Source organism: Vibrio sp. 10N.222.52.B7 (assembly GCF_041474275.1).
Lineage (GTDB): Bacteria > Pseudomonadota > Gammaproteobacteria > Enterobacterales > Vibrionaceae > Vibrio > Vibrio crassostreae_C.
In genome coordinates, this window is sequence record NZ_JBFRTU010000012.1 from 29,546 (window position 1) to 43,058 (window position 13,513).

Annotated in this window: 13 protein-coding genes; 6 read left to right on the forward strand and 7 right to left on the reverse strand. The window is 44.5% G+C overall.

Annotation, left to right across the window (positions count from 1 at the left end; genetic code table 11):
* From AB4512_RS05145 to AB4512_RS05160, 4 genes are all read right to left on the reverse strand, one after another.
* Nucleotides 1-765, reverse strand: a 765-nt coding sequence (locus AB4512_RS05145) for a hemin ABC transporter substrate-binding protein (RefSeq protein ID WP_372174558.1), incomplete at its 3' end; no start/stop codon positions are given.
* Between the two features lie 165 nt (nt 766-930).
* Nucleotides 931-1,344, reverse strand: a complete 414-nt coding sequence (locus tag AB4512_RS05150) for a biopolymer transporter ExbD (protein WP_017062756.1) — start codon at nt 1,342-1,344, stop codon at nt 931-933.
* Nucleotides 1,341-2,042: a MotA/TolQ/ExbB proton channel family protein gene (locus AB4512_RS05155; RefSeq protein ID WP_102321338.1), complete on the reverse strand. Its 702-nt coding sequence runs from the start codon at nt 2,040-2,042 to the stop codon at nt 1,341-1,343. The genes AB4512_RS05150 and AB4512_RS05155 overlap by 4 nt, the downstream gene beginning before the upstream one ends.
* Before the next feature lie 2 nt (nt 2,043-2,044).
* Nucleotides 2,045-2,836, reverse strand: coding sequence for an energy transducer TonB (locus AB4512_RS05160; RefSeq protein ID WP_102321339.1), 792 nt, complete (start codon nt 2,834-2,836; stop codon nt 2,045-2,047).
* A gap of 161 nt (nt 2,837-2,997) precedes the next feature.
* On the opposite strand from AB4512_RS05160, the gene hutW reads away from it, so the two are divergent.
* The 4 genes from hutW (at nt 2,998) to AB4512_RS05180 (ending at nt 6,337) form a co-directional block, all read left to right on the forward strand.
* On the forward strand, nt 2,998-4,407 hold the full coding sequence (hutW, locus tag AB4512_RS05165) for a heme anaerobic degradation radical SAM methyltransferase ChuW/HutW (protein WP_017062753.1): 1,410 nt from the start codon (nt 2,998-3,000) through the stop codon (nt 4,405-4,407).
* Nucleotides 4,408-4,455: 48 nt separating this feature from the next.
* The gene (gene hutX, locus AB4512_RS05170; RefSeq protein ID WP_372174560.1) at nt 4,456-4,977 is read left to right on the forward strand and encodes a heme utilization cystosolic carrier protein HutX; all 522 of its coding nucleotides are present in this window, start codon (nt 4,456-4,458) and stop codon (nt 4,975-4,977) included.
* Nucleotides 4,978-5,132: 155 nt separating this feature from the next.
* The gene (hutZ, locus tag AB4512_RS05175) at nt 5,133-5,663 is read left to right on the forward strand and encodes a heme utilization protein HutZ (RefSeq protein ID WP_081229408.1); all 531 of its coding nucleotides are present in this window, start codon (nt 5,133-5,135) and stop codon (nt 5,661-5,663) included.
* Between the two features lie 113 nt (nt 5,664-5,776).
* On the forward strand, nt 5,777-6,337 hold the full coding sequence (locus AB4512_RS05180) for an ATP:cob(I)alamin adenosyltransferase (RefSeq protein WP_017062752.1): 561 nt from the start codon (nt 5,777-5,779) through the stop codon (nt 6,335-6,337).
* Nucleotides 6,338-6,431: 94 nt separating this feature from the next.
* On the opposite strand, the gene AB4512_RS05185 is transcribed toward AB4512_RS05180, so the two are convergent.
* Nucleotides 6,432-7,346 carry a chemotaxis protein gene (locus tag AB4512_RS05185; RefSeq protein ID WP_017062751.1) on the reverse strand — a complete coding sequence of 305 codons (915 nt, stop codon included), beginning with the start codon at nt 7,344-7,346 and terminating at the stop codon, nt 6,432-6,434.
* A gap of 281 nt (nt 7,347-7,627) precedes the next feature.
* On the opposite strand from AB4512_RS05185, the gene ppiC reads away from it, so the two are divergent.
* Nucleotides 7,628-7,909 carry a peptidylprolyl isomerase PpiC gene (gene ppiC, locus AB4512_RS05190; RefSeq protein WP_258185064.1) on the forward strand — a complete coding sequence of 94 codons (282 nt, stop codon included), beginning with the start codon at nt 7,628-7,630 and terminating at the stop codon, nt 7,907-7,909.
* Nucleotides 7,910-8,192: 283 nt separating this feature from the next.
* Nucleotides 8,193-9,599: an alpha-amylase family glycosyl hydrolase gene (locus AB4512_RS05195; RefSeq protein WP_017062749.1), complete on the forward strand. Its 1,407-nt coding sequence runs from the start codon at nt 8,193-8,195 to the stop codon at nt 9,597-9,599.
* Nucleotides 9,600-9,727: 128 nt separating this feature from the next.
* Here the strand turns inward: AB4512_RS05195 and AB4512_RS05200 are convergent, their stop codons facing one another.
* On the reverse strand, nt 9,728-11,599 hold the full coding sequence (locus tag AB4512_RS05200; RefSeq protein WP_017062748.1) for a methyl-accepting chemotaxis protein: 1,872 nt from the start codon (nt 11,597-11,599) through the stop codon (nt 9,728-9,730).
* A 435-nt stretch (nt 11,600-12,034) separates the two neighbouring features.
* Nucleotides 12,035-13,405, reverse strand: coding sequence for a YjiH family protein (locus AB4512_RS05205; protein WP_372174561.1), 1,371 nt, complete (start codon nt 13,403-13,405; stop codon nt 12,035-12,037).
* Nucleotides 13,406-13,513: the final 108 nt, after the last annotated feature.

Genomic DNA, 13,513 nt, shown 5'->3' on the forward strand with positions numbered 1-13,513 from the left:
CGCTAACATAGGTAGCGATTTCAGGATGGCATCAGCACCGCCCATTTTTTGGTAACTACGACCGCTGACTAAAATCACATCGGGTTGCATTTCTACCAGTGATTCCATCGACAGTGGCTTGTAAGAGGTTAGGCTCTGGGCGGCAGGGTTCACACCACCAGCCAATTCAATGATCGCGTTTGGTGACGTTTCACCGCCAGCAACGTTCGCAGGGCGACCTTCGTGCAGCAATAGGAAAAGTACCTTCTTCGCTTCGTTACTTGGTACTTGGTTCGCTTTCAGTGCAGCAATCTTTTGATTTACTTCAGCTTTAACTTGCTGTGAGTGTGCTTCGGTATGGGTAATCTTGGCGATTTGGTCAATACGCTTTAACAGCCCTTCAACATTTGCTTCGGTATTGACGATCTCTACATCGACACCCGCCGATTTCAATTGAGAAATCGCGTTGTCTGGCCCCATTTCATCTGAGCCAATCAACGTGGTCGGTTCTAGGGCAAGTAAGCCTTCCGCTGACAGGTTTCGGTGATAACCAATCTTTGGCAGGTTTTCTGCTTGAGGAAAGTGGCTGGTCACATCAATCGCGACTAGCTGCTCTTCAGCACCTAATGCCAAAACCAATTCAGTAACGGCACTGCCGGCACTGATGATTCGAGGTTGTCCAGCGTCGTTGGCCATTGCGGGTGCGCTAAGTGCCAAGCTCATAGCGGCAACTGAAAGGAGATGTGTCTTGGTCTTTAATTTATTGAGCACGTTTAAGTTGTTCATAATAAGTTCTTTATATTTTCTTTTTGTATCGCGAAGATACTCAGTGAGCAGTCCGTTCGCATTGTGAGTTCGAATCGATAGAGAGGCTTAGTTCTGTCTATTTGGTCTTAGCTATCAGGACCCAAATTTCATAAACGCTAGGCCTCATAAAAATTGAGTCTTGTTCTAACCATCGTCCGTGAGCAGTTGAGTCGCTGGTATTCCGTTCTCTTGAAGGAATGACAGCAATTTCACTAAGTTTTCAACGTTGGCGGCTTTATCCGCGCCAATGATGATCGGTTTTTTATCCGTTGAGCCAGTTTCTTCTAACAGCGCAATCTTGAAGTTTTCCCAGTCGATGTATTCTTGGCCGTTAATTGCCCAGTAGGGTTCGCGGTCTAAAATATTGACGCTAATCGAATCCTTGTGGACTTCAGAAACGTTTTTGACATCCGAGCTTGGCAGCTCAACTTCCAGTGACTCCAGCTTTACTGATGCCGTAAGCAATAGAAAAACCATCACGATAAAAATGATGTCGAGCAGCGGTGTTAAGTCCGGCGCTAGGCTCTGTGTGTGAGATGAGTGGGGCGTTTTAATCATGCTTGGCTCACATCACCGATAGAGGTTTTGTTGACAGGCTTACCTTGAGTATCATCTGACTGATTGGTTTGAATCGACATGCCTTCTAACCACACATTCACATAGTTCAATGTATGCTCCAATTGAGCTAGCACTCGATCGGCCCATAGCCCGAGTAGCTGAGCACCAGAAATAGCTGGAAGCGCAATCATTAAACCTGCTGCTGTGGTTCGCATTGCTAATCCAAGACCATCTGCCAAATCATTAGGCGTGATGCTGCCTGTTGTCGCGGCAACGCCTTTAAACATCTCAATAAGACCAAGTACCGTACCAAGCAAGCCGATGAGTGGGCTTATCACGCCGATCAAACCAAGCAGTCTTAACCCGGCATGAAGCTGGTGGCGTTTTTCTTGTAGCCAGATTCCAGCAGCATCTTCACGTAGCCCTTTTGAGAAAGAGTGGTGAGCAAGCAACATTGACACGCCCTTGTACAGTAGCGGGCGTTTACCTGAAATCGACTGAGCAAGCGCTTCAATCTCTTTACTGTTGGTTGGTGAAATTTGGTTAAGCTCACGACGAATGGCACGTTTGCCCACACCAATGCTGAACATGACTTGGAAGACACGTTCAGCGATGATCATTGCTGTTAATGCTGAGCAGATAAGAAGAGGCCAAGTCATTAAGCCAAGTTGATCTTGTAAGTAACTGATTTGTTGCATGATTAATCCAACCTAAAACGAACAGGTATTTGTACTCGGTGAGCAATCGCTCGACCATTGACAGTGTGAGGTGAGAATTTCCATTGTTTAATGGCATCTAATGCGGCGTTATCGAGCATTAGCGCGCCTGATGAATTTACTAATGCTTGTTTAATTTGTTTGCCTTCAGCGTCTAGCCAGATCTCATAAGTCGCGACACCTTCAACGCCACGACGTCTTGCTTGGCGAGGGTAATTCGGTGGGGTAGGACGCGCAGAGAACGAAGGCTTAGTGACTAAAACCGGCTCTTGGTTTGATACGCCTTGGTTTACTTCCTGAGACTGGTTGGCAGATTCGTCCATATTCTTATCGACTTTCTTGTCGGCCAGTTTCTCTGGTTGAGTGGCTGGCTCTGGGCGTTCTTTCTTCACCACCTTTTTCTCAGTCACTGGTTTCTTTTGAACAGGCTTTTTCTCGACAACCTTCTTTTCAATCACTTTTTTCTCAACTTTCTTTGGTTGAGGTTTATTGGTGATCGCTTTTTTCTTTGGGGTTGGCTTAGTTTGCTTTGGCTCAACCGTTTTTGGTTCGGCTTGTGAGACGGTTTCTTTTATTGGCTCAGGTTTAACTGGCTCTGTGATTGTTTTTTGCTGAGCTTGTGAAGGAACGCTCTTAGGAGTGAAGTTGATCGATACCGTGTTCGATTGGCTACCTGCAGGCATCGCAAATACTTTGGATTCTTGAGCGACAAACAACAACGCGGCATGAATCACTAACGATGCACCGCCTGCAATAACATATCTAGGAACGTTCACAATCAATCCTTTACCAAATCAAAATTCTGTATCGGATTATTGCTTAGAATCTAAATAAGATCAATTATCAATTGCATTATCATTTGCGTGTATTTATGATTCTCTCAGTTTTTAGCGAATAGTCTTCCAGACTTTGCTATGTAAGTGTTTAGAGAGATTATATGAGTCTTAATATTTATAAATTTGACGAATCAATCTTGGGCGTTTCTAGCCCTGATCCGCTTCGTTTTGCGTTTGCGAAAAAGCATTCTGCACACGCCGGAGGAAGTTCAATTCCGGTCGACCCCAGTAAGAAGTTAGAACTCTTTGACGAACTGATGCTGAGTGAAGGGAAAAAACAGGATACGCGTTGCTTGTATATCCACATTCCTTTCTGTCGTGTGCGTTGTACGTTCTGCAATTTCTTCCAAAATGCCGCAAGCCGTAAATTAGTGGATGAGTATTTCGATGCACTGATGGTCGAGCTAAAGCAGAAAGCCAAAACACCTTGGGCTCAGTCTGGACTATTTCACGCCGTCTATATTGGTGGCGGAACTCCCACCGATTTGTCGTCTCAACAAGTTGAGCAGCTGGGTAAAGCGATTCGTCAATATTTCCCACTAGCAAACGATGTTGAGATGACATTGGAAGGGCGCATCAATCGATTTGGTGACGAGATGTTTGATCGTGCGCTTGAAGGTGGCTTCAATCGTTTCTCGTTCGGTATTCAAAGTTTCAATACTCAGGTTCGACGTAGTGCTAAGCGTCTAGATGACCGAGAGGTTGTGCTAGAACGTATCAGTTCACTAAGCCGCACCGAGCAAGCGCCAATCGTTCTTGATCTGTTATACGGATTACCACACCAATCTATGGAAGTGTTCCAACAAGATTTAGAAGACTACATGTCTACTGGCGCACACGGCATTGACCTCTACCAACTGATTGTTGCGGGCAATGCACCTATGCTTAATCTTGTTGAGAAAGGAAAAATCCCACCGCCTGCGAATACGCCAGATAAGGCGAGCATGTATTTGGCGGGTGTGGAGTTCATGGCAAAAAATAAGGTCAAGCAACTGAGCGTAAACCACTGGACTCGTGATAACCGCGAACGCAGCATTTACAACAGCTTAGCGAAAACTTATGCCGAAGTTCTACCCATTGGTTGTGGCGCTGGTGGCAACATCGGCGGTCATGGTGTGATGCAGCATCGAACTTTAGACAGCTACATGGAGTCTATAAAGCAAGGTCAATTACCTATTGCCATGATGACTAAGCAAAGCTCATTAGAGCCTATCTTCTCAACATTAAAGGCAGGTTTCGATTCTGGTGTTGTTAGAAGAAGTACGCTACCGAGATTTATGGGGCAAGATACGTTCGACTACCTCAAGCCTTTGTTCGCGCATTGGGAAAAGAACGGTTTAGTTGAGCTTTCGGAAGATTATCTGAGCCTGACTATTGCTGGCAGCTTTTGGGCGGTAAGCCTAGCGCAGAGTGTGATTCAAGTGCTTAACGCTGAATACCAAGCTATGCACCCAGCGCCTAAAGCGTCAGGTTCGGGCGTACACCCGCATGCAAGTTTGAAGCACGCTTAATATCGAATTTTTAGTTTATAACTTACTCGTTTATACGGAACATATTCAATGACAGATACAACATTAGAAATGACAGAAACTCTAGAACAACGCGTAGCTCTAATTTTAGAAGAAGAGCCAAAACTACTGCCAACAGCAATTGCTGAGAAGCTAGGTGTTTCAGAGGTTGAAGTGGTTGCTGCTTTTCCAAACGACATGGCGGTAATGCTAGATGGCAGCCGTGCTCAAGATATTCTAGAAGGTTTAGTGGGTTGGGGCCCTGTGACCACTATCGTGCATTCATTTGGTTCTATCTTTGAAGTTAAAGCGCCATTCCCGAAAGGTAAGGTAGCGCGTGGTTACTACAACCTAATGGGCAAAGAGGGCGAGCTTCATGGTCACCTTAAACTTGATAACGTTAAACATATCGGTTTGGTGAGCAAGGCGTTCATGGGTCGTGAAAGTCATTACTTCGGCTTCTTCAGTGAAACCGGTGAGAACATTTTTAAGATTTACCTAGGCCGCAACGAAAAGCGTGAGCTTATTGCCGACCAAGTAGAACGCTTCAAAGCGCTAAAAGAACAAGCTTAAGTTCAATTTACAGTAAATAATCAGCAGCAATCTTACATAGGGTTGCCAACTGGCTTAAACAAGACATCAATGCTCGAGGATCGTTTAGTTCGCTAATGATCGCTCAACCTTGGGCAAAAATAATAAATCAGAGAAAGTGAAGAAAGGAATTACCCATGGAACAGCAAGTAAAACAAGAACGTCTACAAGGTCGCCTAGGTCCAGAAATTAAAGAGTTTCGCCAAGAGCGCCGTACCCTTCAACTTGCAACGGTTGATGAAGAAGGTCGCCCGAACGTAAGTTACGCACCTTTCGTTCAGAACCAAGAAGGTTACTTTGTTCTAATTTCTGATATTGCTCGTCATGCTCGCAACTTGAAAGCGAACCCTCAGGTCTCTTTGATGATGATTGAAGACGAAGAGAGCTCGAAGCAACTTTACGCACGTAAACGTTTAACGTTTGATGCTCAAGCAAGTGTTGTAGATCGTGAAACGGAACTTTGGACTCAAGTGATTGGCCAGATGCAAGAGCGTTTTGGTGAAATCATTGATGGTTTGAGCCAACTTCAAGACTTCTCTCTGTTTAACCTTAAAGCTGAGAACGGCCTGTTCGTTAAAGGCTTTGGTCAGGCATACCAAGTGTCAGGCGACGATCTGGTGGATTTCGTTCACCTACAAGAAGGTCACAAAAAAGTATCTAACGAGTAATCTCGTTTAATCGATTTCTTTAGGAGCCCTCCAATGTGAGGGCTTTTTTATGTCTAAATCAAAGAGTTTGGTATATTGACGTTTGATGACTATTTATGTGTAAGGATCGGTACGTGAAACCAGTAAGTCGAGATTGGGACGAGTTCTGTTACCCGTTTATTTATGAAGACAGTCCTATCTGTGATTTTGAGATTTTGTCGGATGAACTTTGTTGCCGAGTTGGATTGGTGTTGTCTTTAGAGCTAGAGCCTCAGGTTCGTGAGATCCTGCAACGCTTGCAGCCAAACATCTACCATTTGAATGGCTCTGTGCGCGGTAAGCTTGCCATCACCGAGTCTGAATTGGTCGAGCTCAAGCAAGATTATCATCGTATCCGTGAGCAGTTAGAAGGGGGGGTTAAAGGCTTTGTCTTACCCGGTGGACACCGAGTGTCTAGTGAACTTCACTTGTGTCGTTGTCAGGCTAAGAAAGTTGTGCGAGCTTTGGTGAGTATTGAACATCATGAAAGCAAAAAGTCGCCAGACCCGATTCTTTTTAAATACGCCAACCTAGTCGCGAACACTCTCTATGCATTGGCCTCTTTTACCAATCATGTGAATGAAGTCGAGGAAGTGGAATTTGTGAGTAAGAGCTACTCTATGCCGAAAAAGTCTATGCCAGAAAACAAAGACTAACGGTTAGCTCTATTCTTATTAAGATTTGAAGAAAGAAGAGACTAAGAAGCTAAACCATTGAGCACTATGCCAGGTTTAGCTTCTATAACAGAGCCTAAGCAGCCGTAGAGGCGCCGTTTAAGACTTTTGCGCCGCGTAGCATAGCTTCGATTAATTCACCCGCGTTGAACTTCTCAAGCGCTTCATGCGCCCCCACCTGATTAGCACGGTCGACACAGATCTCACTGGACAGTGAGGTATGCAAAATACAGTAAGCGTGACTTAAAGCGCTGTCGTTTTGCACTTCAAATGCAAGCTCATAACCATCTAATCCCGGCATCTCGATATCACTCACCAGAAGATCAATGGCATTGCCAGCGCTGGCTTGACGTCGCATCAGGTCAATCGCATCTAAGCCATTGTTACAGATGCTATAAGGGATGTTGATGCTGTCTAGAGCGTCAGATAGTTGCTTACGTGCAATTAACGAGTCATCAACCAACAAGATGTTCAACGCTTTGAGACGTTCCCTTTCTACATCGGTCAGCATCGGGATATGAGCATTCTCATAAGCTGGGTAGATCTTAGAAAGCAGCAGTTCCACATCGAGCATTTGCACAATACGGTCTTCAAAACGTGTAATACCCGTTACAAACACATTGCGACCCACACTGGTGGGTGGAGATTCAATACTCTTCCAGTCGCATTCAATGATCTTATCAATCGAACGAACCAAGAACGCCACAACGGTTCTTAAACAGTCGGTGACGATGAGTACGCAATCTTGGTATTCAGCGGGTGTTATCGGACGGAAGCCAATCGCAGCGGACATATCAATCACAGGAACCGTAAGGTCGCGGATAGTCACTGTACCAATCACGTGATGATGAGAGTAGGGGATCTGAGTCATCGGCTGAAAAGGGACGATCTCTCTGACCTTAAGCGTGCCAATCGCAAAACTTTGAGTGAGGGATAACTTGAACATCAACATTCCCTGTGACTGACTCGCTTTACTGATCGGTTTGGCCATAAGTGGCTCCTACTTAATACGCGCTTAATTTATAAGGATTAATTTAAAGGGAAATGGAAGCCGCAGCAAGTCGCGATGCGGTTTTTAGTGGCCTTTAAGGCAGTTGTTTTCGCTTATAGAGTGAAGAATAGCGGTTCTTGGGTTAAAATCACGTTAAACGCTGGCTGTCGATGGATTTATGTCGATAAGCCGTTAGCGGCAAACAGATTTACAACAGTCAGTTCATTAGCGATGTTCAAAGCAACCGTCGAAAGTAAACTGGCAGCAACAAACTGAGAATTATCATGGCAAGAACAGCAGCAGCGCTTCATATTTTGGTGAAGCATAAAGAACTAGCAGAAGACATCATGACGCAGCTTAAAAAGGGCGCTAAATTTCAAACGTTAGCGAAGAAACATTCAACCTGTCCATCAGGTAAAAAGGGCGGCGACCTAGGCGAGTTCAAAAAAGGTCAAATGGTGCCTCAGTTTGATAAGGTTTGTTTCTCTGGCGAGACGCTAGTACCACACCTTGTGAAAACAAAATTTGGTTGGCATGTGGTTAAGGTTCTTTACAGAACTTAGCAATAAATATGTGATAGATTGAATAAAAGGAGCGTATATACGCTCCTTTTTTGTGACTTTTTTGCGCGTTTTAAAGCAATACGGTTGAGTGTTCATCCCAGACGTTATGCGATAATTGGTGCTACGCCCTCAACCATCCACCGTGAGTAATTGGTAGGAGGAGGAGGGTTTTTAATGAGTAACTCATATAATAAATGCCATTCTTGAGGAAATTTATTGCAGCTTTGCCTTTTAGCCTTTGCCTTTTCTAAAAAGCTGTAAACGAGTTTGGTAGGAGAACAACATGGAGAGTTCAGCTATGTTAAGCAAACCAGCGACAGATGTCATATTGCATGCCTTTGACTGGTGCTACGCTGACGTAATGAAGAACGCCCCACTGATCCAAGAGTTGGGTTATAAATCTGTTTTAGTATCACCGGCGATGAAATCGCTGCGCGGCCCTAAAGGTTGCGATCGAAATTCTGGCACTCAATGGTGGCAACGCTATCAGCCCCAAGACTATCGTGTGATCGATAATCAGTTGGGTGACACACAAGATTTTAAAGCGATGGTCGACACGTTAAAGCGACATGGGCTTCGTACTTATGTGGATGTGGTGTTTAACCACATGGCCAACGAATCGGGTATCCGCGGTGATCTAACGTATCCCAATCAGCAAGACATGGCGTCTTATCAAAAAGATGCTGACTATTATGAATCCATACGTTTGTTTGGTGACCTTTCTGAGCCTCTTTTTGATGAGAACGACTTCGTGGAAGCGTTTGGTATCAAGAACTGGAAAGACACGTGGGAAGTGCAAAACGGGCGTATTACCGGTGGCGCCAGCGATCCTGGCCTGCCAACGCTACTCGATAACGATAATGTGGTGGCACAACAAAGAGCCTACCTAAAAGCACTGAAAGAGATTGGTGTGAAAGGATTTCGCATTGATGCGGCAAAGCATATGACACTGGCACACCTACGCAAGGTGTGGACGGATGACATCTGCGAAGAAATGCACATCTTCGGTGAGATCATTACCGATGGCGGCGCGACAGAAGAAGAGTATGAGCTGTTCCTTGAGCCTTATCTTAAACACACTCGCTTAGGCGCTTACGATTTCCCGTTGTTCAACACCATCTTCAAAGCATTTGAAGAGCAGGGCAGCTTTAAGTCTTTGATTAACCCATACTGTTTTGGTCAGGCTCTGTCGAATATGCGAGCGATCACGTTTGCGGTCACTCATGATATTCCCAATAACGAGGTGTTTTTGGAGCATGTGATGGATGAAGTGGATGAGCGATTGGCTCATGCTTTCATTCTTGGTCGAGACGGCGGTGTGCCGCTTGTTTACAGTGAACTGAGCACCAGCGGTATTCTGGACAAGAGCGGTCAGCCTCGTTGGCTTAACGACTGGCAAGCGCCTTACATGAAAAGCATGATTCAATTCCATAACCATGTTCATGGCGAAGCGATGCGTGTGGTTGAAGCGAATGATGATTTGTTGGTGTTTGTCCGTGGCGATAAAGGCATTGTGGTGATCAACAAGTCGAAGCGAAGCAAAACAGCCTCATTAAATTGGACTGGTGCGGTAACCGATTTACTGTCGGATGATGTGTTTGAATGTGTTGGTAAGGATTTAACCATCAAGGTGGAATCGAACCAATGCATGATGTTAACGACGAATGAATTGAAGCCTGTCACGAGTTAACTTGGATAGACTAGAAAGAGAAGCCCCGCTTACTGGCAATCAGTAATCGGGGCTTTTTATTTTAAGCTATTGCTCGGTAACTAAACCAAATGGCGACTCAGCCAAACGGCAACTGAGCCAAACCTTGGTTAAACCGTAAACTTATTCAATAGCTCGTCTTGTTGGCGAACATTGTCAGTTTGCTGCTGCATTGCGGTATTCGCTTCTTGGGCCGCTGTTGATACTTGTGTTGAAAGGTCTTTGATCTTAACAGTGTTGTTATTGATCTCTTCCGCTACTAAGCTCTGCTCTTCTGCCGCTGAAGCAATCTGGATGTTCATATCTGAGATGCGTTGAATCGCGTCACGGATACGGTCAAGTGAAGAGTTCGCTTGCTGAGCGCGTTCAACGGCGTCAGTGGCTGTGTCTTTACTTTGGTTCATCGCGTTCGATACTGAGCTTGCACCCGCTTGGAGCTGCTCGATCATGTTGCGGATTTCCGTAGTTGATTCTTGAGTACGTTGTGCCAGAGTACGAACTTCATCGGCAACGACTGCGAAACCACGGCCTGATTCACCAGCACGCGCCGCTTCAATAGCCGCATTCAATGCCAGTAGGTTGGTTTGGTCTGCAATATCGTTGATTACTTTTAGAATTGTTTCGATGTTGGCTGTTGCTGATTCAAGTACTTGTACTTCGGCAACCGCTTGGTCGATACGTGCTGAAAGGTTATCAATCGCTTGAGTGGTGTCACTTACGACAGATGTGCCGTCTAGCGTTGCTTCGTCTGCTTCACGGGCTGCCGCTGCTGCGCCTTGAGCATTGTTTGCAACTTCAGTTGCAGTAACCGCCATCTCGTTCATTGCAGTCGCTAACTGTTCAAGCTCTTCCAGTTGGGTATTCATCGCTTTCGCTGATTCGCCTGCACCTTTAACCGTGATTTCAGTACCACGCTTAATTTCAACACCAATCGCTTTCGATTGAATGATCTGATTTTGCAGGTTTTCAGTAAAGGTGTTGAAACCTTTCGCTAGGTCAGAGAACTCTTGGTCTGTGTTGGTATCTAGGCGCTTAGTTAAATCACCTTGACCGCTCGCCACATCTTGAATGGCTTGGTTAAGCGCATCCAGTGGACGCATTAACACACGAATCAGAACAGTCAGTGCAATGATGCTGAGAATAACTGCAATCAACGAGTAGATCATTGAGCTGTTCTTCAATTCTTCAACGGTTTGGAACGCGATCTCTTCATCCAGGATGGCACCTATATACCAATCTTCACTAGGGATGTGGGTGAAATTAACTAGGAACATTTTGCCGTCGACTTCAATTTCTTGAGAGCCTTCACGAATAGTCGCTTGTGGCATGTAGCTTGATAGCGTTTCACCGTTGTTTTTCGCATTTGGGTGAGCAATCGTGGTGCCGTCGGCTGTTACTAGGAACAGGTAACCCGCATCAAACAAGTTCACTTGGTTGACCAAGGTAGCAAGGTTCGTCAATTCTAGGTCGTAGAACATACCCGCAGTAAAGCGGCCGTTGTCTTTAACTGGAGTACCTACTGATATGATGACTTTCTTACTTGATGCATCCACATAAGGAGCGGTAACAACTAAACTGTTTTTGGATTTAGCATCAATGTACCAAGGACGAATTCGTGGGTCGTAGTCTGGACCGGCATCCCAACCATCATCATTTTCAATAACGAAACCGTTTGCTTCATAACCAAAACCAACCGCTAGGAAGCTGTTTTTAAGCTTTGGCTTTTCTAAGATTTCTTTAACGTAAGCGCGATCTTCAGGGTTGATCTCGATGACTTCAGTCGTCGATTGAGCCAACGCTTTCTTGGCGTTCATCTCCGATACGACGGTATTTTTCACGCCCGAGACCATCTCTTTCAGGCTCGCATTGACGTGGTTTTCTACTGCACTTCTTACAGTGTAAAGTTGTTGTATTGAAAGCAATGATACTGTCACTAGCAGCAAGGCTGATGATGCAGCAACCACCTTATGGCTAAATTTCATTGAGTTTTCCCCTTCTCACAGGCTTTGCGAAGACTAAAGTTAATCGTGTTTTTGTAATTATATATATCGACTAGATTGGGTTTTACTTGAATGTAATTTCACAAAATAGACTGCAAAAATACAACAACATAAACAATACAAAATTCACTAAATCACATATTTGTTACTTTTAGTATTTGGTTCAATGAGTTGGGGAATGGGGCTAGACAGAGTTTAAGGAGGGATTAAGAATGTATTAATTTGACGATTATGCGTTCAGTTTTCTATTAACAAGAGTTGGGTTGAATAAATGATATGAAATCAAGTGATATACAGAACTTATAAATTGATTGAACTCTAAATAATGCTGTGTATATATTTGTGCTAATAAAAAGCCCCACAAAAGTGAGGCTTTATAAACTGAATCTTTATTGAGTTACATAAGTAGTATCTAATTTAGAATATTAGATGCGCTACACCAGCGATAACTGGAAGCGTAATTAACGTACGTAGAATAAAGATAATAAACAGTTCTAAGATGTTCACTGGAATCTTACTTCCTAGAAGTAGAGCGCCCACCTCAGACATGTAGATCAGCTGAGTTACCGACATTGCTGCAATAACAAAGCGAGTCATCTCGTTGTCGATAGAAGCCGCAAGGATTGCTGGGATAAACATGTCCGCAAAACCAACAACAATCGTTTCAGATGCTGCAACCGCTTCAGGAACACCAAGTAGCTCTAGGAATGGAATGAAAGGCTGACCTAGGATTGAGAACACAGACGTGTATTCCGCAATAACCAGTGCCATTGTACCTAAACCCATAACAACAGGCAGTACGCCAAATACCATATCTACGGCGTTACGAACGCCTTCGCCAAATACAGATTTAGCCGACTTTACTTGAGATGCTTTATTTACCGCTAGCTCAAGACCCCAAGAGAACGTTGAGTGACCTGCTGGGATCGCGTCAGCGTCTTTGTGCGGCTTGCTGCCATCAATGAAAGTATCTTTCTTCATGCTTAGTGGTGGAAGGCGAGGGATGATCACCGCTGCCACAATACCCGCTAAACAGATTGCTGCGTAGAAAGGTAGGAACAGGTGCTCTAGTTCTACCTGAGCAATAACCACAAGACTGAATGTGATAGATACTGCTGAGAAAGTCGTACCAACAACCGCAGCTTCACGCTGAGTGTAGAATTTCTTCTCGTACTGTTTGCTTGTAAGCAGGATACCAACACTGCCGTCACCCAACCAAGAAGCCATACAGTCAATAGCACTGCGGCCTGGTAGGTTGAAGATTGGACGCATGATTTTACTTAGTAGCGTGCCAAACAGCTCTAGTAGACCAAAGTTAAGTAGAAGCGGAAGTAGCAAACCAGCAAAGATGAATACTGAGAACAGTGTCGGAAGCAGGCCTTCTAGAACCAGACCACCAGTATTTTCTTCCCAAATAACCTCAGGGCCAACTTGGAAGAAAGCCATAACGGCTGCAGCACCACCAATTAAACGAACCAGCAACCACAGTGGAGATGGGTTGAAAAGGCCGTTTAAAAATGAATTTGATGTAATGAATGTAGGCTTAAAAATGGTGCTTAAAACTGAAGCTACAGACATGAAAGCAACGATCGCAGTGATGATAGGGACTAGATATTCACCGAAAACCGCTTGAATTGATTTGGCTAAGATAGCTACAGGGATGGTTAGATCACCTTGATAGCTGATTGGCGCCATGAAAAGGAATAAACCAATCAATGATGGGATTAAGAAAACCCAGAAACTGCCTTTAGATTTCTCTGTATGAGCAGTATTCGTGTTGTTAGACATGTTATTGTTCTCGAATTTCTACACGTAAAAAAGCCACATCCTTGGAATTTTTATTCACTAAACGTCCGTATTTTCTCATTGGGTGCAAGATTACCCAGTATTAATATC